Genomic DNA, 20,146 nt, shown 5'->3' on the forward strand with positions numbered 1-20,146 from the left:
ACTCTATAAGACAGCCAATCAGGGATCAGGATGTGGGGGATGAGTATGGCAGATCGCGGTGGTCTGAAACTCCTCGGCTTTATCTTTGCCAGCGTGACGCTCGCGGTGATGCTCGCGACGGGAATGGTCGTGAAGGGCTACGCGGACGGATCGTATTCGCTCGAGACGTCAGCGACGATCAACGAGTGACGGTTTAACTACTCGTTAACCAGAACGGACCACGCGGTCCTGTTCGTAGAGGCGATCTAGCGGCTCCAGATGAGCACCATGATCGCCATCGCCACCACCAGCAAACCGACGAAACTGACCATGATGGTCCCGATCCGCTGAGGCTTGGGCCGCAGAGGAATCGGATCGGTGTTGTGCGGCCGGATCGTTTCCATGAGAGCGACATCCCCCTGACGCAACCTGCCCGCCACGAGAGCGGCGGAAGTTGGTCGCGGGAGGGCCGGAGCGCGTTCAAGGACGCGGCGCTGCAAAGACGAAAACCGCCGCGCGATGCCTCGCACGGCGGTCCTCTTCAAGATCCGGCAAGAACGTTCAGCTGCTGCGCAGGCCGTCGGCGGCGCGCTTCCACTGCGTGACGTTCTCGGCGATCGCCCGGGTCGACTTCATCGCCGCCTGGCTGAGCTGCGCATAGCTCGCGATCTCGCGCTGCACCCGCTGGCCCTCGGCATGCAGCAGTTCGCGCAGGCTCTCGAGCTCTCCGATCAGGTTCTCGATCTCCGACAGCGAGGTGCCGGCGACGCGCTGGATCAGCGTGGTGACGCTGTTCACTGCTGCATCGGCATCGATCGAGGCCTCGGCCGTGGCGGCCGCATTGGGACGGCGCAGATAGGCGATATCGTTACGGACGAAATCACGAATGCCGGCCTCGACTTCGGAGACCGCGGCCAGATCCGTATCCAGCTCGGCTTCAGTTCCATCGATCTTGTCCGGACGAATGACATTCATCGGCTAATTCCTCATTTCGCGTTCAAGCGAGCGCGGTGTCCCCGCACGACGAACTTCTCAAAGCCTATCAGTGCGGCCAAATTGGGCCGCACCGCGGCGAAGCTGCGGCGAACGTTCGATCATTCGTGGCGGGCTGCCGCAATGGTGAACGTCACCAGCTCCGCTTGAAGCCGGCCGAGATGCTCTTGCTGGTGCCGCCCTGCGCGGTCTCGCTGACTGAGCCGGAGATGCTGAGACCATCCGACAGCTTCTGCTCCGCGCCGACCTTGCGCAGCCATTTGTCGTCGCTCGACGACAGGGTCTGGCCGGCGGTGACGCTGGTGCCGGTGTCGCCGATCGAGAGCTTGGCGGACTGCTCGGTGTCGAAGCTGCGGCTGGTCTTCGGCGCCGCGCCGGGAATCGGCACCATGCCCTGCTGGGTGACGTTGTAGCCGTTCTGCAGGGTCAGATTGTAGTGATCGATCGGCACTGCCTTGGTGATGGTGGTGCCGAGCCGGCTGTGATCGGAGCCGGGATCGACGCGGGCCTCGATGGCGGTCTTGTCCCAGATCGAGCCGGCCCCCGGCGCGGTGACGGCGGCCCAGGCCGAGCCGCCGGATTCCGGAGCATTGCCGCCGTTCTCGGCCTTCTCCGCCAGCAATTCCGACATCGTGGTCGGCTGCCGGGCGACCGTCATGTCGGCGCCGACGCGGGCGTCCCAGAACGGCGATACCGACTGCTTGACCGATACGCCCGAGGCGAGGCTGCCCTTGTTCTGGTTCGACCAGTCGAGCGCGGCGGCCTTCTCTGCGGCGGCCTTGCGCTTCGCCGCCGCGGCGGCTTCGGGACGGTCGAGGAAGGTGGTGTCGTCGATCGCGAGCTGGCTCCAGTCGAGCTTCTCGACGTCGATGTCCTTCATCGGGTCGGCCGCTGCCTGGTGCTCGGACTTGTCCTCGTCCTCCGGCTCCGGCGCGATCTGCTGCCAGGGTGTGATCTGCAGCGGCTGCGGCGCCTGCATCAGCGTCTGGGCCGGCGCGGCGGACGCAAGAAGGCCGAAGCCGGCCGTGAAAACCGCCAGCGCGCAACCATACGATGTCATGAGAGCAACCCCCGCCGCCCGAACCTGTGTGCCGGAATATGGTGGAATCTTGGCGCAAAATTATGGCTGCGCCAGTCACGATGTGTTGGGTTGCCGGTGAGTGTGACCACAATCCAACACGCCGGCGGGCTCAGGCGAAGCTGCCGATGCGCGGCAGGTCGATCGGGCGGCCGAGCGTCTGCTCGACCAGATCGAACGTATCGATCAGGATCCGCAGCCGCGCGAGCTTGCCGGCGCGGAATTGCATGAATTGCGCGAGCCGCGCCGTGATCGGCTTGTCGGAATCCTGCGCCGTCATCGCGCAGCGGACCATGGTCGCCGCGCTGGTCTCGTCCAGCATCAAGGTCTCGCGCTCCAGCCGGCGGATGCTCACATTGTCCGCGATCTGCCTGACGGCGTCGAGCACGGCGGCGCGGCCGTGCCGCGCGCCGAGGAAGGGAAACATGTCGATCGGGCCGTAGATGGCCCAGTCGATGTCGTCATCGAGAAGTTCGGCGAAATCGTCGAAACGGCGGTCGTTGATCGCGCCATGCAATGCGCGCGACAGACGCCAGAGGCTGTGCTCCGTCATCGGCTCGGGATCCTGAACTGGCTTGCAAGGGGGCGCGCCGGCCTCAAGGCGACGTCGCAACGGACGTCGCGCCGGGGCGCCGAATCTATCTCTCTTGAGCCTCACATAAATCAACCACCTGCGCGCGCAACGGCTGTTTTTGCATTGCACAAATGCGCGCGACCGCCGGTCGCCGCGCCCTAACGCCCTTCGTGCTGCATGCGCTGCTGCGCGATCGCGACCTCGTGGTCGCGGAAGGCGGCCATGCCGAACAGGGTGGCGCCGGCGAGGCCGCCGATCAGGGCGCCGAGCGGCATGAAGGTGAAGAACACCAGCATGCCCGCATAGCCTTCGAATTCGCTGGTGTTGAACAGCTCGATCCAGGCCAGTCCAAGCCCTACTCCGATCGTCGCGCCGCCGACGACGCCCATCACCAGTCCGGCCATCGCCAGGAATGCTATTCTCATGTCACCGATGCCCCGTATACCACCGCTGATGGGGTGCGGAGCCCGGGCCACAGGTTCAAGGCGACGAGGCCGCCGGTGGTGACGTTTGCGTGATCGGCTGGTCCAGGCCCTGGTCCGCTACGGCCGTGCCGGCCTCAGGGCCGGGCGGCGCCCGCGATCAGCAGCCGGCTGAGATCGCATTCCAGCACCTGCTGCACCAGGTCGTAGGTGTCCATGATCTCGCGGATGCGGGCGATGCGGCCGTCGCGCAGCGTGTAGAAGGCGGCGAGGTCGTATTGCACGATGCGGTCGTTGTCGCGCTTGCGCAGGAAGATGCGCAGATCCACGGCGACCTGGTCGCCCTCGCAGATCATGGTCTTGATCTCGTGCCGGACCTCGGCATAGCGGCTGCGCGCCGTCTCCCACATCTGCCGCACCTCGGCCTTGCCCCGGCGGCCGCCGAGATGGGGGAAGATGTCGATCGGCGCCGAGGCGAAGTGCTCGAGGTCGTCGGTGCAATGCGCCAGCACGTTGTCGAAATCGCCGGCGGCATGGGCCTCGAGCAGCTTGCGCACGCGCTGCTTGTTGATGTGCTCGATCATCCTGTCTCCACTGACGGGAATGTCCGCGTCGGCGATCTCGTTCTGGAGATGCCGGCGGACGGCCGTCAACCACCTGTGTGACCGTCGGCCGGCTCAATGCGCCGGTACGGTGAACGGAAGCTTGGCGAGTGATCGCGTCACGATCATGTCTCAGCCCACTCTCGGCTCATCTCTCAGCTCATTTCTCAGCTCTTGGGTCATCACCGCGCGCGATAAGGTTCGCGCAATGCGTCATGCCGGTTGCGAGGCGGGAACCGCCCCGCCGCGTCGCCGTTACCTCGCACCATTCTTGCGGAGCTCGATCATGACGATGTCGATCACGAAGACCATGCTGGCCGCCTCCGTCGCAGCGCTGGCGCTGCTGTCGACGCAGGCCGCCGAGGCCAAGGGGTGCATCAAGGGCGCCATCGTCGGCGGCGTGGCCGGCCACTATGCCGGTCATCACGGCGTGCTCGGCGCCGCCGCCGGCTGCCTCTATGGCCGTCACCGCGCCAAGGAGCAGGAGCGTCAGCAGCAACAGCAGGGCCAGGTCAACGGGCAGGGCCGGACCTAGTCGATGCCGCGCGTCGACCGTCCTCGGCGTGCCCTCATCCCAGCCGGCGGCGATGGCCTCGCGTGACGGGGCTCACGGTCCTCCTCCGGCGTGCCGGTTAGACGGGAGCGGTCTGGTCCTCGCCGAGGACCGCCGCAACCGGATGTCCGGGCCATGCTCACCGTCGCCTCTCCCAGCACCTCCGCGCCGAAGGCGCCGCTGCTCAACCTGTTCGAAGGCATGGCGCTGACCGCGCTGTTCCAGGCCATTCCAACCTATGCCGGCGCCGCGCTGATCCTCAAGCTGGCGCACAGCACGGCGCTGCGGCCCGGCATCATCGGCTTCGTCGCGAGCGCGACCATCATCCACGTGCTGATGACTTCCGCTGCGGGGCCGCGCTTTCAGCGCGTGCTCAAGCAGGCCTACGCGGCGGTGTTCTACGACGCGACGCTGGGCCTCGCCGACAAGGTGCTGCGCTGGCGCACGCAGCCCGAGGCATCGCTGCAGCTCCTGGGCTCGACCGTGATGCTGGCGCTGCTGTCGGTCGCGGTGCTGGCGATGGGATGAGGCGGCATCGCCTCCTCACGATGGATGGGCGCGGCGCTGTCGCTCGTCGCAGCTTGCCTAGGACGACGGCGGAGGGGAGAACTCATTTACGATTCAAACAGCCGAAGAGAGTCCGGGACATGACGGCGCGGTCTCGCGGCATGGGATGCCCGAGTGCTGCGATCCGCGTGGCCCTCGTGAGTGCAGAGGGCGCAGGGAATGCCGGGTGAAGGCCTCACCCATGGCCCGCCTGCGAAAAAAATGCAGGCGGCAGGTACCACAGGCAAAGCCGATTCAACCGGCATTCCCTGCGCGACGGTCTTCACGCTTATACGCAGTCTCCCTGGTGCGCCGGGCTTGTTGGCCACCATCCCCAGCGCAATGCGCTCGCATTGCGCCAGGTTGATACCAGCATCGGGGTATCAGGACGCTGCGACTTCACGTCCGCAAGCGATCGTTCGTCCGCGCCTTCGTGAGAAGACGCTGCGATCTCTCGCGGCCATCGCATCCCCGCCTCGCGTGTCGTGACGATCGCGCGCTACGCCCCTCTGCGGTGAGGCGGGATGCGAGGAGATAATCATGATTTCTGATAATTCGCAAGAAGTTTATTTTTTCCGGAATATGCGCGCTTCATCTCTCGCGTTGTCTGGCGGGCCGTCTGATGGATTTCGTGAAGGGCACCCCTAATTTGGGTCCGACGCCGCGAGAAATTCTTCCGCTTTGGCTCGGCTCGAGAACCGCCCGAGCTCTTCATAGGACGGCTCGTCCTCGGCGTCATCAGCCGATCGCAGGACGACAAAGCAATCCTCATTTCTCAAAATCAGCTCTGTCAGGTCCTCGCTCCAGGACGGAGACATGTCGCGGGCGCCGCAATGAGGACACTCGTCGTCGCACATGCACGACCATTCATCGGTCCAGGCCTGCGCGCAACGTTCACAACGATAGAAGTTCAAGAACCAGGCCATTGCCCGACCTCACGTCTTCAAACGATAGCGGCCGCGCGCTATGAACTCCAGGAATCCCTGATCGCGCAGGAACTGGAGCTGCTGGCGGATTTTCGGTCGGACGTTCTGGTTGCCGGGATAGAGCAGGCTGAGATGGCGGTCGAAAGCATAGACATCGTCGAGCGTGAATTCCAGCTTGCCGAGCGACTCGACGCATTTCAGCACCTCGATCAGCCATCCGCGTGCATCCAGGGATTCCTTGCGGAGGAAGAGCGTCCTGCTCCACTCCTGCAGCACGACCTCCTTCGCGCGGACGACGCGATTCCGGACGATGTGAATCTTGCCCGACTCGGGAACGCGATCGAGAAGAATGTTCGAGCCGACCCACCCCGCGCGCCGCGCGGTCGCCGCGAGCGGCTTGCGCTGCTCGATGATATCGCGGACGAAGAAATGCTTCGGCACGACGAAGAGGTTGATGACCGACCGGGTGTCACGGTCATAGTTCATCAGCAGGAGATTGGGATTGTTGCTGGCGGCCAGCCGCTCGCACTTCGTCCCATAGGCGCCGTCGGCGACCTTGGCGCCGAATGCCTCTTCTGGCTCTTCAGCTCGAATTCTTCGCTGCAGGCTTTACAGAGAAAATCCGCCAGCGGGCTGTTGTTGGGAAACTGCGTCATGTTCGACTGGCCGCAGTTCGGACAATAGGCTTGCGCGCCAACCCACGCCTCGGTCCACGCCCGCGCCTTCTGCGCGCCGCTGGTGTAGGCGGTCTGGGATTCTTCGAAGTCGAGTTTCATGTGAGCAGAGTAGCTCAACATGATTTGTTTTCCAGTAGAGATCGCGGGGCCGGACGTCATTGCGAGCGAAGCGGCGAAGCGAAGCAATCCAGATCAGGCCAAGTGCATAGACTGGATTGCTTCGTCGCTATCGCTCCTCGCAATGACGGGGCGAGAAGGTTTACACCTCACCGCTTCTTCCACCCACCCCGCTTCCCCGGCGCGCCACCGGTCGAGCGCGGAGCCGGGCCGAATTCGGGGCCGGACTCGCGGGAGTTGGTGGGCTGGATGATCTTGCTGCTGTTGCCGAATGGCTTTGGCGGCAGCTTGGCGTGGGGGCGGTAGGGCAGGGATTCCGGGCCGTGCATCTCGTCGAGATGCGGCTTGTGGACTTTGGAGCCGGTGCTTGGGCCGCCGCTGATGATGTCGTCGAGGGACGGCGCGAGCGGGTCGCGGGGCTTCACCCCACCCCGGCCGCCTTTGGCGGCCGACCCTCCCCCTCCAGGGGAGGGTGAAGAGGAGCCGCCAGCGCGTGCCGCAGCGCCACGGCCCTTCATCGCCGTGGTCGGGAGATTGGCGGCGTCGCCGTATTTCTTGGCGCCGGCGTAGCTGCCCGCCTTGCTCTGCACGGTGCGCTGCTTGGCAGTGGGGTCGTCGACCACCGCGAGCTCGGTGGCGCGGAGGCGCTTGACCTCGTCGCGCAGGCGGGCGGCTTCCTCGAAGTTCAAATCGGCGGCGGCCTCGCGCATGCGGGTTTCGAGGTCGGCCAGCACGGCCTCGAAATTGTGGCCGATCGAGATGACGTCGTCGGTGGTGGTGCCGCCGCCGGTCTCGATCAGCACGTGGTCGCGCTCGTAGACCGAGTTGAGGATGTCGCCGATCGACTTCTTGACGCTCTCCGGCGTGATGCCATGGGCCGTGTTGTACTCCACCTGCTTCTCGCGGCGGCGGTTGGTCTCGGCGATGGCGCGCTCCATCGAGCCGGTCATCTGATCGGCGTAGAGGATCACCTTGCCGTCGACGTTGCGCGCGGCGCGGCCGATGGTCTGGATCAGCGACGTCTCGCTGCGCAGAAAACCTTCCTTGTCGGCGTCGAGGATCGCGACCAGCGCGCATTCGGGAACGTCGAGGCCCTCGCGCAGCAGGTTGATGCCGACCAGCGCGTCGAACGCGCCGAGGCGCAAGTCACGGATGATCTCGATGCGCTCGATGGTGTCGATGTCCGAATGCATGTAGCGGACGCGGATGCCCTGCTCGTGCAGATATTCGGTGAGGTCCTCGGCCATGCGCTTGGTCAGCACCGTGATCAGCGAGCGGTAGCCGGCCTGCGCGGTGGCGCGGACCTCGCCGAGCAGATCGTCGACCTGGGTGCGCGCGGGGCGGATGTCGACGGGGGGATCAATCAGCCCGGTCGGGCGGATGACCTGCTCGACGAACACGCCGCCGGCCTCGTTCAGCTCCCAGCCGCCGGGGGTCGCCGACACCGCCACCGTCTGCGGCCGCATCATGTCCCACTCCTCGAAGCGCAGCGGACGGTTGTCCATGCAGGAGGGCAGGCGGAAGCCGTATTCGGCCAAGGTCGCCTTGCGGCGGAAGTCGCCGCGGAACATGCCGCCGATCTGCGGCACGGTGACGTGGCTCTCGTCGGCGAACACCAGCGCGTTGTCGGGGACGTATTCGAACAAGGTCGGCGGCGGCTCGCCGGGCAGCCGGCCGGTGAGATAGCGCGAGTAGTTCTCGATGCCGGCGCAACTGCCGGTCGCCTCCATCATCTCCAGATCGAAGGTGGTGCGCTGCTCGAGCCGCTGCGCCTCGAGCAGGCGGCCCTGCGCGTGCAACTGGTCGAGCCGCATCTTCAACTCGGACTTGATCGACTTCATCGCTTGCACCAGGGTCGGGCGCGGCGTCACATAGTGCGAATTGGCGTAGACCTTGATGAACTCCAGCTCGTCCTGCTTGTGGCCGGTGAGCGGATCGAACTCCTCGATGTTCTCCACGGTGTCGCCGAACAGGTTCACGCGCCAGGCGCGGTCCTCATAGTGCGCCGGGAAGATGTCGATGACGTCGCCCCGCACGCGAAAGGTGCCGCGGGTGAAATCGTGCTGGGTACGCTTGTATTGCAAAGCGACGAGGTCGGCGATGAGCTGGCGCTGGTCGATGCGCTCGCCCTTCTTCAGCGCGAAGGTCATCGCGGTGTAGGTCTCGACCGAGCCGATACCGTAGATGCACGACACCGAGGCGACGATGATGACGTCGTCGCGCTCCAGGAGCGCGCGCGTCGCGGCGTGGCGCATCCGGTCGATCTGCTCGTTGATCGAGGAATCCTTCTCGATATAGGTGTCGGTCCGGGGGACGTAGGCCTCGGGCTGGTAGTAGTCGTAATAGGAGACGAAATACTCGACCGCGTTGTCGGGGAAGAAGCTCTTGAACTCGCCATAGAGCTGCGCGGCGAGCGTCTTGTTCGGCGCGAGGATGATCGCCGGGCGCTGCGTCGCCTCGATCACCTTGGCCATGGTGTAGGTCTTGCCGGAGCCGGTGACGCCGAGCAGCACCTGGGTGCGGTCGTTGCGCGCGATGCCCTCGACCAGCTCCTTGATCGCCTGCGGCTGGTCGCCCTTCGGCTCATAGGCCGACTTGATCTCGAAGCGGACGCCGCCTTCCGACTTCTCGGGGCGCGGCGGCCGGTGCGGCGTCCACACCTTGAGCGAGCCGTCGTCCTTGCGGAACTCGGGACGGCCCTCGCGGATCAGCGACTCCAGCGCTTCCGCCGTGGCCTTGACGCCGAGCGCCTCCATCTTGTTGCGCGGCGGGCGGGCGAGCGCCTCCTCGTCGTCCTCGGCGGTGGGCAGGCCGAGCTGCCGCGCCAGTTCCGGATCGAGCGTCGGGATGGTGGCGGCGGTGCCGTAATTGGCTTGCGGCGCTTCGGCGAGTCCGGAGGCTGAGGCGGCGTCATCCGCCCCGAGGGGGTGATGCTGCGGAGGGAGGCCCCCACCCTGGCCCTCCCCCGCACGCGGGGGAGGGGACGCTAGCGGCGCAGTCTCGGCATCATCGCTGGCGCCGGCACGCGGCGCCTGCCGCCTGGAGCCCTCCCCCGCGTGCGGGGGAGGGTTGGGTGGGGGCGGGCCATGCGACGGATCGTTGTTTGACGATGAACGTCCACCCACCGGCTGCGGATTCGGCCGCAGCGGCATGGACCGCGCCGAGGCATCGCCCGTCGCAACCTCAGCGCTCTTGCCGCGCGTCGACGCCCGCGCGCGGTGCGCGGCGGCCTCGCCGCCGCTGCGGCGGTCCCAGGAATTGTCCGGCGGCGGCTTCAGTCCCGTTGAGGAACCGATGCCGCTCTCGCCGCGGTTGATGGCGGGATTGAGCAGCTCGGCGAGCGCGGGCGCGATCGGCTGCACGTCGGGCCGGTGCGCTTTCGATTTCGGGGTTCGGCCTGGCTTCTTGGGAGTGTCGGGGGTCTTCGCCATGGCCCGAATATGGGACGGATGGCGCCGAGTTGAAAGAGTGATCGGGCGCCGCGCACCAGCCTTGCTGACAGCATGGTGGCAGCAGCAGGCATCGAGACGCACTGCTCCCGAAAGGCCACACGAGATCAGCGGGCGACTCGCGAGCCATGGCGCGCACGATGGCGTTGCCGCGACGCCACGCTGCCGTTCAATGCCGCGTCGGCTGCTCGACGATGTCGAGATGCACGCCGTGGCAGGCGACGCATTGCAGGGCCCAGTACTCGGAACCGCCGCGGCCGTTGATGACGCTCAGGACGCTCAGCTCCGCATCGCAGTCCGGGCATCGCGTACGCACCGAAAAAGCGAGGTGTTTGACGGCAGGCTCAGCCATGAATTGCAGTCCGCATTACGAATACACTCGGCATTTCGAATTGGCGTTTGATGTTGGCTTGGAACCGTCTGGCCGCGCGAGGGGACTCTCGGGGACTTCACTCTCGGAGATTGTTCCACGTCGCGCTATCCGTCTTTTCCCGGGGGTCGGTCGATATCCTCCGTCGCGTGCTTCAAAGTGCTGCGATTCGGTCTGCAGTTGTCAGCGCCACCGCTTGCGAAAGCGGTCGATATGGCTTTTCGCGTCGGCAATCGCCATGTCCGCATCGGACCAGGCGAAGCCGACTTCGAGCGAGGGGAACGAAACGCCATTGATCACCACCGGGGTCATGTCCGCGCGGCGGATCCGCGCGTGCCACAAGCCGCGTCCTGCTTCGAACGGCTCGATGGCGAAGTCCTCGTACAAATACGTCATTGCGCAGTCCTGGATGTCCCGAATGGCAACGACAGCATGAATTGGTCCGGGCATTTGTGAACGGGTTCACACGTCAGCGTCTTTTTTGATGGCGTCCCTGCGCTGGGAATTCCGGGTCGCGGGCTGTGACGCCGCGCGCATGATCCAGCGTCGGAACGCGGCGAAATCACGTTGGCCGGCCTGGAAATGGCGGTAGACAAGATACCAGCGCTCGCCTTTTGGGACGGTCAATGCAAACGGTGCAACCAGGCGTCCCGCCGCGAGGTCGTCGTCGATATAGGGACGGATGCCCATGGCGACGCCGAGCCCGTCGATCGCGGCCTGCAGCGCATGTCCATAGTACTGGAACTCGGTGCCGCGCGCGCTGACGCGCGTGACGCCCGCGGCCTTCAGCCACAACGCCCAGTCCTCGGCGGCATGCGAAACCCGCAGCAGGCTCGAGCCCTTGAGATCGGCAGGCTTCTTCAAGGTCGCGGCGAGCCGCGGCGTGCACACCGGCACGAGATCCGCCGCGAACAGCGGCTCGGCGACGAGGCCCGGCCAGGCGCCGTGGCCGAGCTTGATGCCGCAGCTCCAATCGTCGCCGAACGGCACCGCCGCCCCGCCGGTGGTGATGCGGACCTCGATGTCCGGCTGCTCGGTGCTGAAATCGGCCAGACGCGGGATCAGCCATTTCATCGCGAACGTCGGCCCGACGCCGAGCGTCAGCACCCGCATCGATGACGGCGCCATGATCTGCGCGGTCAGGCTCGACAGCGCGTCGAAGATCGGCGTCAGTCCGCTCTGATAGGCGCGGCCGGCGGCGGTGAGCGCCAGGCGGTTGGCCTTGCGCTCGAACAGCACGACGCCCAGCCGCTGCTCGAGCAGGTTGACCATGCGGCTGATCGCGGCCGCGGAGACGTTGAGCTCGCTGCCTGCCGCGGCGAAGCTGCCGGTGCGCGCCGCCGCCTCGAACGCCTTGATGCCGTTGAGGAACAGCAGCCGTCTCATCGCGCCCTCAGGAAAACTGATGGAGGGCAAGATAACTCGGTTTGTGCGGATGTCGCCAGTGCGACAAATTGCATGGCGAGGAGATCAGCCATGACACCCCCCCTGATTGCAGCGCTCGGATTGCTGATGGTGGCGACGGCGTTCCTGTCGGGGCTGTTCGGCATGGCGGGCGGGCTGATCCTGATCGGCGTGCTGCTGGCGATCATGCCGCTGCCGGCGGCGATGGTGCTGCACGCGGCGACGCAGATGGCGTCCAATGGCTGGCGCGCGGTGCTGTGGCGCCGGCACATCCGCTGGCGGCCAGTCGCGGTGTATCTCGTCGGCTGCGCGCTGGCGCTCGGCCTGTGGTCGCTGGTGCGCTACGTGCCGGGCAAGCCGGCGGCGCTCTTGCTGCTCGGCGTCACCCCGTTCATGGCGCGGCTGATGCCGGCCGGCCTCAAGCCCGATCCGGACAGCGTCTGGCAGGGCGCGATCTACGGCACGATCTGCATGGGGCTGATGCTGATGACCGGCGTGTCGGGGCCGCTGCTCGACACGTTCTTTCTCGGCGCGCGGTTCGACCGCCGCCCGATCGTCGCCACCAAGGCGACGTGTCAGGTCGCGAGCCACCTCACCAAGCTGATCTATTTCGGCGGCATCATCGATCAGGCCGCGAGCCTCGATCCGGTGCTCGCGCTCGTCGCCGTCGGAGCGTCGATGCTCGGCACGAGCCTGGCGCGGCGGCTGCTCGAGGCGATGAGCGAGCAGCAGTTCCGCACCTGGGCCAACCGCATCATCACGGCGGTGGCGAGCTACTACATCCTCTATGGCGGCTGGCTGCTGCTGGCCGCGCAGAGCTCGGCGGCGGCAGAGTGAGGCGAGCATGGCCGGATCGGCAGACCCCCTGGTGCTGGACTTCGTCGAATGGGTCGCGCGCGCGCCGCGCAGCCATGCCGAAGTGGTCGCGACCTGGCGGACGAGCTGCCCGCGCCTGACGGTGTGGGAGGACGCCGCCGATCTGGGCTATGTCACGCGCGAGGCGATCGCGGGCGCCGGCCTCTTCATCATCGTCACCGATGACGGTGCGCGGCTGCTGCGCGACAACGGCCGCGTCGTGCGCTAGAACGGTCCGGACTTGGAGGAAGGACCGGGAATGGCCGTGAAGCTGTATGAACTCGTCGGGACCGATGCGGGCCGCCCGTTCAGCCCCTATTGCTGGCGCACGCGGATGGCGCTGGCGCACAAGGGGCTAAGCGCTGATACGATTCCGTGGCGCTTCACCGAGAAGAGCGCGATCGCGCCGCATGGCTCGGAGAAGGTGCCGGTCATGCTCGACGGCGACCGCGCGGTGGCCGATTCCTGGGCGATCGCCAACTACCTCGAGGACACCTATCCGGACCGGCCGTCGCTGTTCGGCGGCGCCGGCGGCCGCGCCATGGCGCGCTTCCTCAATGCCTGGGGCGACATCGCCATCGTCGGCGGCATCTTTCCGCTGATCATCGCCGACATTCCGAAGAACCTCGCCGCCGAGGATGCCGACTATTTCCGCAAATCGCGCGAGGCGCGGTTCGGCAAGAGCCTCGAAGAGGTCATGGCCTCGCGCGACCAGGCGGTCATCGGCTTCCGCAGGTCGCTGGAGCCGCTGCGGCAGACCCTGAAGACGCAGGCCTTCATCGGCGGCGATACGCCCGACTATGCCGACTACATCGTGTTCGGCGGCTTCCAATGGGCGCGCGTGGTGAGCCCGTTCCGGCTGCTCGAGGAGAGCGACAGCGTCCATGCCTGGCGCGAGCGGCTGCTCGATGCATTCGACGGGCTGGCGCGCAAGTCGCCGGGCCATCCGGTCTAGCAACGCGGCGGCCGGCGCTCGCGCCAGGCCGCCAGCCCATCGGTGAGATCGCGGCTGCCGACCAGGCTCGCGAACTGTTCGCTCTCGACCTGCAGCCCTTCGCCGATCGCCATGTTGAGCCCGCGCGTCGCGGCGGTGATGATGCCGGCGACGGTGTCCGGCCCGTGGCGGATGATGCGCTGGGCCAGCGCGCGCGCCGCCGGCAACAGCTCGTCATGCGGCACGACGGCGTTGACGAGGCCGATCTCCAGCGCGCGCGGCGCCGGGAAAGAATCGCCGGTCAGCAGCAGTTCGAGTCCGCGCTTGCGGCCGACCAGCCGCGGCAGCCGTTGCGTGCCGCCGAAGGTCGGCGGCATGCCGAGCCTGATCTCGGGCTTGGCGAAGCTGGCGCGCTCGCTCGCGACCGCAAGATGCACGGCCTCGGTGATCTCGCAGCCGCCGCCGAAGGCGAGCCCGTTGACGGCGGCGATGACCGGCTTGCGGAACGCCTCCAGCCGCGCCGTCATCGCCTGGCCGCGCCGGACGAAGTCGCGCAGCGCGCCAGCGCGCCCCTGGCGGACGCTTGCGGTGAATTCGTCGATGTCGGCGCCGGCCGAGAAAGCGCGTTGTCCCGCACCGGTGAGGATCACGGCCCTGACGCCGGCATCGGTCTCGATGCGGTCGAGCGCGCCCATCAATCGATCGATCAGCGCGTAGCTGAGCGCGTTCAGCCGCTGCGGCCGGTTCAGCGTGATCACGGCGATGCGGTCGGAGATGTCGAGCAGGAGGAGGTCGGTCATGGCGTCTCGCAGGCTGGCGGTTGGAGCAGGCGAAGACTAGGCGTCGCGGCAGCCGAGGTATATTCACTGGTCAGTATACATTGACCGAGACCGAGCGCCGCCATGCCCCGATCCTCCGATCCCACGCCCGCCCGCATCATCGCCGCCGCGAGCAGGCTGTTCTATGCCGAGGGCATCCGCGCCGTCAGCGTCGACGCGGTGGCGGAAAGGGCGGGGGTCACCAAGAAGACGCTGTACTATCATTTCCGCAGCAAGGACGATCTGGTCGCGGCCTATCTCGCCGCGCGCGACCAGCCGAACCTGACGCTGTTCAAGCGCTGGTTCGACGAGACCGAGGGCGGGCTGCCCGACAAGATCGCTGGGATCTTCAACCAGCTCGCGCGCGCCGCGCGACATCCGAAATGGCGCGGCTGCGGCTTCCTGCGCACCACCGCAGAGCTCGCCAATCTGCCCGGCCATCCCGCGATCAGGATCGGCGCCGCCCACAAGAAGAAGTTCGAGGCCTGGCTGCAGGCGGTCTTCGAGGAGCAGGGAATTGCCGAAGCAGGCGGGCTCGCGCGGCAGATGCTGCTGCTGCTCGACGGCGCCTTCGCGGTCGTGCTGCTGCATCGGGACGCCAGCTACATGGAAACCGCGGGCGCGGCGGCGCGGACGCTGGTCGCGGCGGCGCTGCCAAAGGGGAGGCGATATGCTTCCCGCAGGACCGTCAGCCGGCGCAGCCGCGTCCCCTGACCTGCTCGCCGCGAACGATCGTTGCGACCATCCGGCTCGCCATGCCGTCGAAATCGGATGGCTTGATGTAGCCGGCGGCGTAGGCTTCCTGGGTGAGCCGTTCGATCCTTCGATCCTCGGCGGTGCTCCATACGCCCGCGATATAGGCGGCGCCGGCCGGACCATAGGTCTCGGGATAGCGCTCGTTCTGGTTCTGCCGGTGATAGTAGTAGTGGTTGAGGCCGCTGATGAAGCTGTCGCGCTTGGCGCCGCAGCGGTCGCTCCAGGCGAGGTCGAGCGACTTCAGCGCGTCTTCGCGCTGCGAACGCCGGGCGTCCTCGGTGTATTTCTCGTGGTCCTGAAACTCCGCGCCGGTGACGGGCGGAAACGCCGCCGCGGTCGGCGCTTCGGTCAGGAACAGGCGTCCGCCAACCTGCCAGACGACGATGGCCGCAATGATGAAGATCAGCCGGTTCATGGCAGCGCTCGTTTGCTATCGCCGGTCGCGTTGCGCCTGCCGCGTCCGGCACACCGCAGACTCGTCGGACCAGAAGGCGGGTCCGGCGAATTGCGGGACCTCCTCGCGCACATCGGCCGGAAAGTCCGCCTTGGTGATCCCCTTCTCCTCGAAGGCTTCGAACAACGCCTCCTTCACGCGCTGATCGAGCGGCGTGCCGACGCTGTCGGCCGCCTCCTGGAGCGATTTGTCGGTGCAGATCTTTGCGCCCCAGAACTGCCGCTTGCAATCCAGCTTGGCAACATAGGCGCGGGTGTAGGCCGTCAGTGCGTCCACCAGGTTCTGCTTCATGGTCTGGTCGCACGGCGACAGCTTGTAGGCCGTCGCGGCCTGCAATGCGTCCATCCGCAACGCGTCGAGCTTGGGATTCTTGTCGCTCTGCGAGGTGTGCTGCGCGAGCCACGCCTTGCGGTCGAACTCCTTTGCCTCCGGGCCGCCGAAGGTCATGTCGACCGTCGGGGATAGGGGAGCCACGACAGCCACGCCCCCCGGCGCCGGCGCAGCAAGGTTTGAGACCGTTTCAATCGAAGCTGTCCGCATCATGCCCCGCCACGGTCCATCCGGAAGCGGAAATCCCCTGACCGCCCAACTCACTCCTGCGAACGCAGCCAAAAATGCCGCACCTGCGGCGCCAATGAATCGCAACATGAAATAAGCCCATCCGCCAACGCCTGCACGGTAGTGCGTGCGGGTTAATGCATCCGATAGGGCCGCCGGCGGCGCGCAACGACGTGAACCGATCGTGACCGTGTTCGGCCGCGTTTGAAGAAAATGGCTCATGAGAAGGCTGCACGGCGATTCACAGCCTGCCGAGGTGACGTCACGTCCTGAGGGGCAACACCGAACGGCGCGCGAGCAGCGCGATGGCGGCATCGAGATCCGGCAGCACGGCCGCCGCATTCGCCCGCGAATGATCGTTCGGCGGCACGATGTCCGGCACCATCAAGGTGATCGCGCCGGCGGCGTGCGCGGAGGCGACGCCGGGATTGGAATCCTCGATCGCGACGCAGGCCGGCGCGTGCGTCCGCAGCCGTTCCGCGGCAAGCAGATAGAGGTCCGGATGCGGTTTGGCGCGGGCCACGTCGTCGCGCGTCAGGACCGCATCGAAGCGGTGATCGATGCGGGCGAGGCGGAGATGCTCCGCGGCCGTGCGGCGCGAGGACGAGGTGACGACGGCCTTGGGCAGGCCGACCGCGTCGATCGCATCGAGCAGCGCGATGACGCCAGGCTTCAGCGGCATGCCCGCCTGCAGGATCTCGACCGTCTTGGCCGCGAACAGGCGGTTGACTTCGGCCAGCGGAAAATCGTCGCCGAAATGGTCGCGCAGGGTCTGCTCGTTGTCGGGTCCGGGAATGCCGATCATCGCGTGACAGAGCTCGACGACGCCGTCGCTGTAGCCGAGCGCATTCAGCGCCGCGATCGCAGCTTCGAGATAGACCTTCTCGGTGTCGAGCAGCGTGCCATCCATGTCGAGCAGGACGGCTTCGACGTGCCAGCGCGTCACGAGCCCGGCTCCGGTTTGCCGGCCAGTCTCTTGAGGCAGTTGGCGCACAGGCAGTCCTTGAAATTGCTTTGTCCGGTCTTGGGCAGCGGCAGGCGCACGGTCTCGTCGAAGCACCAGCAGGAGCCGCCCGGATCGCAGCTGAACGCCGTGCCGCACGACTCGCAGATGAGTTGCCGCGCGGTCATGTCCGCTAAACGATTTGTCACCTTCGGAACCACGTCCGACCAGCCCTTTTCATGTCCGGTTCATCTGCAGGGGCAAGTATAGTGCGTGACAATCTGCCGCGCCATCGCAGTCTGCGGTCGCGGCAACACAGCGTTTCGGGAGCTCCCGCGATGACGGGCTCGAGGATGTGGCATGGCGCGTGATGCTCGAGCGGCTCTTGTCGCATTGAATCGCTTCGGCTTCGGCGCGCGTGGCGGTGCCTCGGGCGATCTCGTCAATGCGGCGTCGGACCCGCGCGGCTTCGTCAACGCCGAGCTCGGCCGTCCCGATGGAGCGCTGCTGGAGGCGCCGGGTCTGCAGCCGACGGCAGCACTCGCCGCTGCCGTCTTCACCTATCAGGACGAGGTCAAGCGGGCCCGCGAGGCCGCGAAGCCGGAGGCTGCGCCGCAGGATCCGTCCAGCCCCACGCGCGGCCTGTCCACGAACGGCGCGGACAAAGCCATGGCCGCAACGCCCTCGGCGGCCCCAGCGGCCGGTGCCGACCCCGCATCCGCGATGCAGGGAGCGCCGGCAAAGCCCGCGCAAGCCCAGCAGCCGCCCAACGTCGTCCAGAAGACCTTCCGTGCCGAAGCGCTGGCGCGGCTGCAGCGCGCCGTGCTCGCCGATTGCGGCTTCACCGAGCGGCTGGTGGCGTTCTGGTCGAATCATTTCTGCATCTCCGCCGGCAAGGGCGAGTTGGCGCGGATGTGGGCCGGCGCGTTCGAGCGCGAGGCGATCCGGCCGCACGTTCTCGGGCGCTTCGTCGACATGCTGAAGGCGGTCGAGCAGCATCCGGCGATGCTGTTCTTTCTCGACAACCAGGAATCGCTCGGACCGGACTCGCGTGCCGGCCAGAACCGCAAGCGCGGCCTCAACGAGAATCTCGCGCGCGAGATCATGGAGCTGCACACGCTGGGTGTCGGCGGCGGCTACAGCCAGGAGGACGTGACCTCGCTGGCGCGCATCATCACCGGCTGGAGCTTCGCCGGCCGCAACACCCGCAACGCGGCGCCCGGCAGCTTCGTGTTCAATGCCAATGCGCATCAGCCGGGGCCGCAGACGTTGCTCGGCAGGGTCTATGCGGATGATGGCCTCGCCCAGGGCGAAGCTGCGCTCGCCGACATCGCACGGCATCCGTCGACCGCGAAGTTCATCGCCGCCAAGCTCGCACGTCATTTCATTGCCGACGATCCGCCGCCCGCGCTCGTCGCGCGACTCGAAGCCGTGTTCAGGAGGAGCGATGGCGACCTCAAGGCGCTGACCTTGGCGCTGGTGGACTCCGACGATGCCTGGTCGGCGCCGCTCACCAAGATCCGCTCGCCCTATGAGTTCCTGGTCGCCGGCGGCCGGCTGCTGGCGCGCGTGCCGGAGGATCCCGGCTTCTATCTCACTTCCCTGAACACGCTGGGCCAGCCGTTGTGGACGCCCGCGGGACCAAACGGATTCGCTGATACCAATGCGGTGTGGGCCGCGCCGGAAGGCATGAAGCTGCGGCTGGACATCTCGTCGCAGCTCGGCGGCCGACTCGGCAACAATCTCGATCCGCGCGAGCTGCTCGAGCTCGTCGCCGGCGATGCTGCGTCGACCGAGACACGCCGCACGATCGAGCGCGCGGAGTCGCGCCAGCAGGCGCTGGCGCTGCTGTTGATGTCGCCGGAATTCCAGAGGAGATGACGATGGACCGGATCGCGACCTCGCTGTTGACCTCGCGACGCCACTTGCTGCTGGCAGGCGCGTCCTTCGCCGCGTGGGGCTATTTGCCGAAATTCGCCCGCGCCGCCGACCAGCGCGATCCGCGGCTGATCGTCGTAATCCTGCGCGGCGCGCTCGATGGCCTCGCCACCGTCGCGCCGGTCGGGGATCCCGACTACGCCGGACTGCATGGCGCGATCGCGCTGACGACGGCGGGACCAACTCCGGCGCTGCCGCTCGACTCGTTCTTTGCGCTGCATCCGTCGATGCCGGAATTCGCGCGCATGTATCGCGACAAGCAGGCTGCCGTGGTTCACGCGGTCGCGACACCGTATCGCGAGCGCTCGCATTTCGATGGCCAGGACGTACTCGAAAGCGGCTTCGCCGGTCCCGGCCGCGTGCAATCGGGCTGGCTGAACCGCGCAGTCGAGGCGCTGCCGCGCGGCCCCCGCGTCACGGGCGCGCTCGCGGTCGGTCCGACGGCACCGCTGGTGCTGCGCGGCGCAGCGCCCACCGTCGGCTGGGCGCCGGTAACCTTGCCGCAGGCCGATGACGACACCGCGATGCGGCTGGTCGACCTCTATGCGCATCGCGATCCCGCATTGGCGGCTGCGCTGTCGCAAGGGCTGAAGCTCGAGAAGGTCGCGTTCGGTGACGACATGAAGCCCAAGCCGGGCGGCAACCAGATCGCGGCGATGCGCCAGGTCGCGCGCGGCGCGGCGAAGCTGATCGCGGCGGATGATGGTCCGCGCATCGCGGCGCTGGCCTTCGACGGCTGGGATACGCATGCCAATGAAGGCGGCGCAATCGGCCGGCTGGCGCAGCTGTTGTCGGGCCTCGACGGCGCGCTCGCCGAGTTCGAGAGCGGTCTTGGCCCACGCTGGCGGGATACGGTCGTGGTGGTCGCAACCGAGTTCGGGCGCACGGCGAAGATCAACGGCACCCAGGGGACCGATCATGGCACCGGGACGATTGCGCTGCTCGCCGGCGGCGCGGTGAAGGGCGGGCGGGTGATCGCCGACTGGCCGACGCTGAAGATGGCGAGCCTCTACCAGGGACGCGATCTTGCGCCGACGACGGATCTGCGCGCGGTGTTCAAGGGCGTACTCGCCGATCATCTCGGCATCGGCGAGCACGCGCTCGGCGGCGCGGTGTTTCCGGACAGCGCGGCCGTGAAGCCGATCAAGGGGCTCGTGGCCTAGGGCTCGCTTGCGCCATGTCCTGATCGGGGCCCTGAAG

The 20,146-nt window shown here is 66.9% G+C and carries 26 protein-coding genes and 1 pseudogene; 9 read left to right on the forward strand and 18 right to left on the reverse strand.

Annotation, left to right across the window (positions count from 1 at the left end):
* Positions 1 to 39: 39 nt before the first annotated feature.
* Positions 40 to 189, forward strand: a complete 150-nt coding sequence (locus tag QW887_RS05380) for a hypothetical protein (protein ID WP_315714401.1) — start codon at positions 40 to 42, stop codon at positions 187 to 189.
* 56 nt (positions 190 to 245) lie between these two features.
* On the opposite strand, the gene QW887_RS05385 is transcribed toward QW887_RS05380, so the two are convergent.
* From QW887_RS05385 to QW887_RS05410, 6 genes are all read right to left on the reverse strand, one after another.
* Positions 246 to 383 (reverse strand): hypothetical protein, encoded by a 138-nt coding sequence (locus tag QW887_RS05385; RefSeq protein WP_315714085.1) that lies wholly within the window; start codon positions 381 to 383, stop codon positions 246 to 248.
* 157 nt (positions 384 to 540) lie between these two features.
* Positions 541 to 954 carry a hypothetical protein gene (locus QW887_RS05390; RefSeq protein WP_315714086.1) on the reverse strand — a complete coding sequence of 138 codons (414 nt, stop codon included), beginning with the start codon at positions 952 to 954 and terminating at the stop codon, positions 541 to 543.
* 151 nt (positions 955 to 1,105) lie between these two features.
* Positions 1,106 to 2,032 carry a hypothetical protein gene (locus QW887_RS05395; protein ID WP_316194241.1) on the reverse strand — a complete coding sequence of 309 codons (927 nt, stop codon included), beginning with the start codon at positions 2,030 to 2,032 and terminating at the stop codon, positions 1,106 to 1,108.
* Positions 2,033 to 2,162: 130 nt separating this feature from the next.
* The gene (locus QW887_RS05400; protein WP_315714088.1) at positions 2,163 to 2,603 is read right to left on the reverse strand and encodes a nuclear transport factor 2 family protein; all 441 of its coding nucleotides are present in this window, start codon (positions 2,601 to 2,603) and stop codon (positions 2,163 to 2,165) included.
* A gap of 179 nt (positions 2,604 to 2,782) precedes the next feature.
* Positions 2,783 to 3,049 (reverse strand): hypothetical protein, encoded by a 267-nt coding sequence (locus tag QW887_RS05405; RefSeq protein WP_315714089.1) that lies wholly within the window; start codon positions 3,047 to 3,049, stop codon positions 2,783 to 2,785.
* A 134-nt stretch (positions 3,050 to 3,183) separates the two neighbouring features.
* Positions 3,184 to 3,630, reverse strand: a complete 447-nt coding sequence (locus tag QW887_RS05410) for a nuclear transport factor 2 family protein (RefSeq protein ID WP_315714090.1) — start codon at positions 3,628 to 3,630, stop codon at positions 3,184 to 3,186.
* 328 nt (positions 3,631 to 3,958) lie between these two features.
* Here QW887_RS05410 and QW887_RS05415 point away from each other — a divergent pair, with 328 nt between their 5' ends.
* Positions 3,959 to 4,183 carry a hypothetical protein gene (locus QW887_RS05415; RefSeq protein ID WP_315735660.1) on the forward strand — a complete coding sequence of 75 codons (225 nt, stop codon included), beginning with the start codon at positions 3,959 to 3,961 and terminating at the stop codon, positions 4,181 to 4,183.
* Between the two features lie 153 nt (positions 4,184 to 4,336).
* Positions 4,337 to 4,729, forward strand: coding sequence for a hypothetical protein (locus tag QW887_RS05420; RefSeq protein WP_316191550.1), 393 nt, complete (start codon positions 4,337 to 4,339; stop codon positions 4,727 to 4,729).
* A 662-nt stretch (positions 4,730 to 5,391) separates the two neighbouring features.
* Here QW887_RS05420 and QW887_RS05425 read toward each other — a convergent pair.
* The 7 genes and pseudogenes from QW887_RS05425 to QW887_RS05455 form a co-directional block, all read right to left on the reverse strand.
* Entirely contained in the window at positions 5,392 to 5,673 is a 282-nt protein-coding gene (locus tag QW887_RS05425) for a hypothetical protein (protein ID WP_316194242.1), read from the reverse strand.
* 9 nt (positions 5,674 to 5,682) lie between these two features.
* On the reverse strand, positions 5,683 to 5,949 hold the full coding sequence (locus tag QW887_RS34870; protein WP_410052603.1) for a hypothetical protein: 267 nt from the start codon (positions 5,947 to 5,949) through the stop codon (positions 5,683 to 5,685).
* Between the two features lie 21 nt (positions 5,950 to 5,970).
* A pseudogene (locus tag QW887_RS05435) lies at positions 5,971 to 6,509 on the reverse strand (DpnI domain-containing protein); the annotation flags it as partial.
* 107 nt (positions 6,510 to 6,616) lie between these two features.
* Positions 6,617 to 9,898, reverse strand: a complete 3,282-nt coding sequence (uvrB, locus tag QW887_RS05440) for an excinuclease ABC subunit UvrB (protein ID WP_316194244.1) — start codon at positions 9,896 to 9,898, stop codon at positions 6,617 to 6,619.
* A gap of 187 nt (positions 9,899 to 10,085) precedes the next feature.
* Positions 10,086 to 10,268 (reverse strand): hypothetical protein, encoded by a 183-nt coding sequence (locus tag QW887_RS05445; RefSeq protein WP_315714095.1) that lies wholly within the window; start codon positions 10,266 to 10,268, stop codon positions 10,086 to 10,088.
* A 201-nt stretch (positions 10,269 to 10,469) separates the two neighbouring features.
* Complete coding sequence (locus QW887_RS05450; protein ID WP_035655128.1) at positions 10,470 to 10,682, reverse strand: hypothetical protein; 213 nt, start codon at positions 10,680 to 10,682, stop codon at positions 10,470 to 10,472.
* A gap of 66 nt (positions 10,683 to 10,748) precedes the next feature.
* Positions 10,749 to 11,672, reverse strand: a complete 924-nt coding sequence (locus QW887_RS05455; protein WP_315714096.1) for a LysR substrate-binding domain-containing protein — start codon at positions 11,670 to 11,672, stop codon at positions 10,749 to 10,751.
* A gap of 90 nt (positions 11,673 to 11,762) precedes the next feature.
* Here QW887_RS05455 and QW887_RS05460 point away from each other — a divergent pair, with 90 nt between their 5' ends.
* Genes QW887_RS05460 through QW887_RS05470 form a run of 3 tightly spaced genes read left to right on the forward strand, consistent with a single transcriptional unit; the run spans position 11,763 to position 13,500 of the window.
* Positions 11,763 to 12,527, forward strand: a complete 765-nt coding sequence (locus QW887_RS05460; protein ID WP_316194245.1) for a sulfite exporter TauE/SafE family protein — start codon at positions 11,763 to 11,765, stop codon at positions 12,525 to 12,527.
* 7 nt (positions 12,528 to 12,534) lie between these two features.
* On the forward strand, positions 12,535 to 12,774 hold the full coding sequence (locus QW887_RS05465; protein WP_316194246.1) for a hypothetical protein: 240 nt from the start codon (positions 12,535 to 12,537) through the stop codon (positions 12,772 to 12,774).
* Between the two features lie 30 nt (positions 12,775 to 12,804).
* Positions 12,805 to 13,500, forward strand: coding sequence for a glutathione S-transferase family protein (locus tag QW887_RS05470; protein WP_316194247.1), 696 nt, complete (start codon positions 12,805 to 12,807; stop codon positions 13,498 to 13,500).
* Here QW887_RS05470 and QW887_RS05475 read toward each other — a convergent pair.
* Positions 13,497 to 14,279 carry a crotonase/enoyl-CoA hydratase family protein gene (locus tag QW887_RS05475; protein ID WP_316194248.1) on the reverse strand — a complete coding sequence of 261 codons (783 nt, stop codon included), beginning with the start codon at positions 14,277 to 14,279 and terminating at the stop codon, positions 13,497 to 13,499. The two genes, QW887_RS05470 and QW887_RS05475, sit on opposite strands and share 4 nt — an antisense overlap.
* Before the next feature lie 102 nt (positions 14,280 to 14,381).
* Between QW887_RS05475 and QW887_RS05480 the strand changes: the two genes are divergently transcribed.
* Positions 14,382 to 15,011, forward strand: a complete 630-nt coding sequence (locus QW887_RS05480; protein ID WP_316194249.1) for a helix-turn-helix domain-containing protein — start codon at positions 14,382 to 14,384, stop codon at positions 15,009 to 15,011.
* Here the strand turns inward: QW887_RS05480 and QW887_RS05485 are convergent.
* The 4 genes from QW887_RS05485 to QW887_RS05500 all read right to left on the reverse strand — a co-directional run bounded on the left by QW887_RS05485 (position 14,986) and on the right by QW887_RS05500 (position 17,229).
* Entirely contained in the window at positions 14,986 to 15,468 is a 483-nt protein-coding gene (locus QW887_RS05485) for a hypothetical protein (RefSeq protein ID WP_316194250.1), read from the reverse strand. The genes QW887_RS05480 and QW887_RS05485 overlap by 26 nt on opposite strands.
* Positions 15,469 to 15,483: 15 nt before the next feature.
* A complete protein-coding gene (locus QW887_RS05490; RefSeq protein WP_316186726.1) occupies positions 15,484 to 15,981 on the reverse strand; it encodes a hypothetical protein in 498 nt (165 codons plus the stop codon).
* A gap of 346 nt (positions 15,982 to 16,327) precedes the next feature.
* Complete coding sequence (locus QW887_RS05495; protein ID WP_316166511.1) at positions 16,328 to 17,011, reverse strand: HAD family phosphatase; 684 nt, start codon at positions 17,009 to 17,011, stop codon at positions 16,328 to 16,330.
* Positions 17,008 to 17,229 (reverse strand): cysteine-rich CWC family protein, encoded by a 222-nt coding sequence (locus QW887_RS05500; protein WP_315714381.1) that lies wholly within the window; start codon positions 17,227 to 17,229, stop codon positions 17,008 to 17,010. Before QW887_RS05500 ends, QW887_RS05495 begins: the two co-directional genes overlap by 4 nt.
* A 139-nt stretch (positions 17,230 to 17,368) precedes the next feature.
* On the opposite strand from QW887_RS05500, the gene QW887_RS05505 reads away from it, so the two are divergent.
* Positions 17,369 to 18,889: a DUF1800 family protein gene (locus tag QW887_RS05505; protein WP_316166512.1), complete on the forward strand. Its 1,521-nt coding sequence runs from the start codon at positions 17,369 to 17,371 to the stop codon at positions 18,887 to 18,889.
* Positions 18,886 to 20,109: a DUF1501 domain-containing protein gene (locus QW887_RS05510; protein WP_316194251.1), complete on the forward strand. Its 1,224-nt coding sequence runs from the start codon at positions 18,886 to 18,888 to the stop codon at positions 20,107 to 20,109. Before QW887_RS05505 ends, QW887_RS05510 begins: the two co-directional genes overlap by 4 nt.
* Positions 20,110 to 20,146 lie beyond the last annotated feature (37 nt).

Origin of the sequence: Bradyrhizobium sp. SZCCHNRI3052, from assembly GCF_032484895.1 — a bacterium.
Lineage (GTDB): Bacteria > Pseudomonadota > Alphaproteobacteria > Rhizobiales > Xanthobacteraceae > Bradyrhizobium.

Excerpts from the sequence above, each read along its gene's own strand:
- QW887_RS05480 (WP_316194249.1), top strand. The coding sequence starts at position 14,382 with ATGCCCCGATCCTCCGATCCCACGCCCGCCCGCATCATCGCCGCCGCG.
- QW887_RS05460 (WP_316194245.1), top strand. The coding sequence starts at position 11,763 with ATGACACCCCCCCTGATTGCAGCGCTCGGATTGCTGATGGTGGCGACG.
- QW887_RS05445 (WP_315714095.1), bottom strand. The coding sequence starts at position 10,268 with ATGGCTGAGCCTGCCGTCAAACACCTCGCTTTTTCGGTGCGTACGCGA.
- QW887_RS05510 (WP_316194251.1), top strand. The coding sequence starts at position 18,886 with ATGACGATGGACCGGATCGCGACCTCGCTGTTGACCTCGCGACGCCAC.
- QW887_RS05465 (WP_316194246.1), top strand. The coding sequence starts at position 12,535 with ATGGCCGGATCGGCAGACCCCCTGGTGCTGGACTTCGTCGAATGGGTC.
- QW887_RS05415 (WP_315735660.1), top strand. The coding sequence starts at position 3,959 with ATGCTGGCCGCCTCCGTCGCAGCGCTGGCGCTGCTGTCGACGCAGGCC.
- QW887_RS05400 (WP_315714088.1), bottom strand. The coding sequence starts at position 2,603 with ATGACGGAGCACAGCCTCTGGCGTCTGTCGCGCGCATTGCATGGCGCG.
- QW887_RS05385 (WP_315714085.1), bottom strand. The coding sequence starts at position 383 with ATGGAAACGATCCGGCCGCACAACACCGATCCGATTCCTCTGCGGCCC.
- QW887_RS05455 (WP_315714096.1), bottom strand. The coding sequence starts at position 11,672 with ATGAGACGGCTGCTGTTCCTCAACGGCATCAAGGCGTTCGAGGCGGCG.
- QW887_RS05380 (WP_315714401.1), top strand. The coding sequence starts at position 40 with ATGAGTATGGCAGATCGCGGTGGTCTGAAACTCCTCGGCTTTATCTTT.
- QW887_RS05410 (WP_315714090.1), bottom strand. The coding sequence starts at position 3,630 with ATGATCGAGCACATCAACAAGCAGCGCGTGCGCAAGCTGCTCGAGGCC.
- QW887_RS05475 (WP_316194248.1), bottom strand. The coding sequence starts at position 14,279 with ATGACCGACCTCCTCCTGCTCGACATCTCCGACCGCATCGCCGTGATC.
- QW887_RS05450 (WP_035655128.1), bottom strand. The coding sequence starts at position 10,682 with ATGACGTATTTGTACGAGGACTTCGCCATCGAGCCGTTCGAAGCAGGA.
- uvrB (WP_316194244.1), bottom strand. The coding sequence starts at position 9,898 with ATGGCGAAGACCCCCGACACTCCCAAGAAGCCAGGCCGAACCCCGAAA.
- QW887_RS05505 (WP_316166512.1), top strand. The coding sequence starts at position 17,369 with ATGGCGCGTGATGCTCGAGCGGCTCTTGTCGCATTGAATCGCTTCGGC.
- QW887_RS05485 (WP_316194250.1), bottom strand. The coding sequence starts at position 15,468 with ATGAACCGGCTGATCTTCATCATTGCGGCCATCGTCGTCTGGCAGGTT.
- QW887_RS05390 (WP_315714086.1), bottom strand. The coding sequence starts at position 954 with ATGAATGTCATTCGTCCGGACAAGATCGATGGAACTGAAGCCGAGCTG.
- QW887_RS05395 (WP_316194241.1), bottom strand. The coding sequence starts at position 2,032 with ATGACATCGTATGGTTGCGCGCTGGCGGTTTTCACGGCCGGCTTCGGC.
- QW887_RS05470 (WP_316194247.1), top strand. The coding sequence starts at position 12,805 with ATGGCCGTGAAGCTGTATGAACTCGTCGGGACCGATGCGGGCCGCCCG.
- QW887_RS05405 (WP_315714089.1), bottom strand. The coding sequence starts at position 3,049 with ATGAGAATAGCATTCCTGGCGATGGCCGGACTGGTGATGGGCGTCGTC.
- QW887_RS05420 (WP_316191550.1), top strand. The coding sequence starts at position 4,337 with ATGCTCACCGTCGCCTCTCCCAGCACCTCCGCGCCGAAGGCGCCGCTG.
- QW887_RS05425 (WP_316194242.1), bottom strand. The coding sequence starts at position 5,673 with ATGGCCTGGTTCTTGAACTTCTATCGTTGTGAACGTTGCGCGCAGGCC.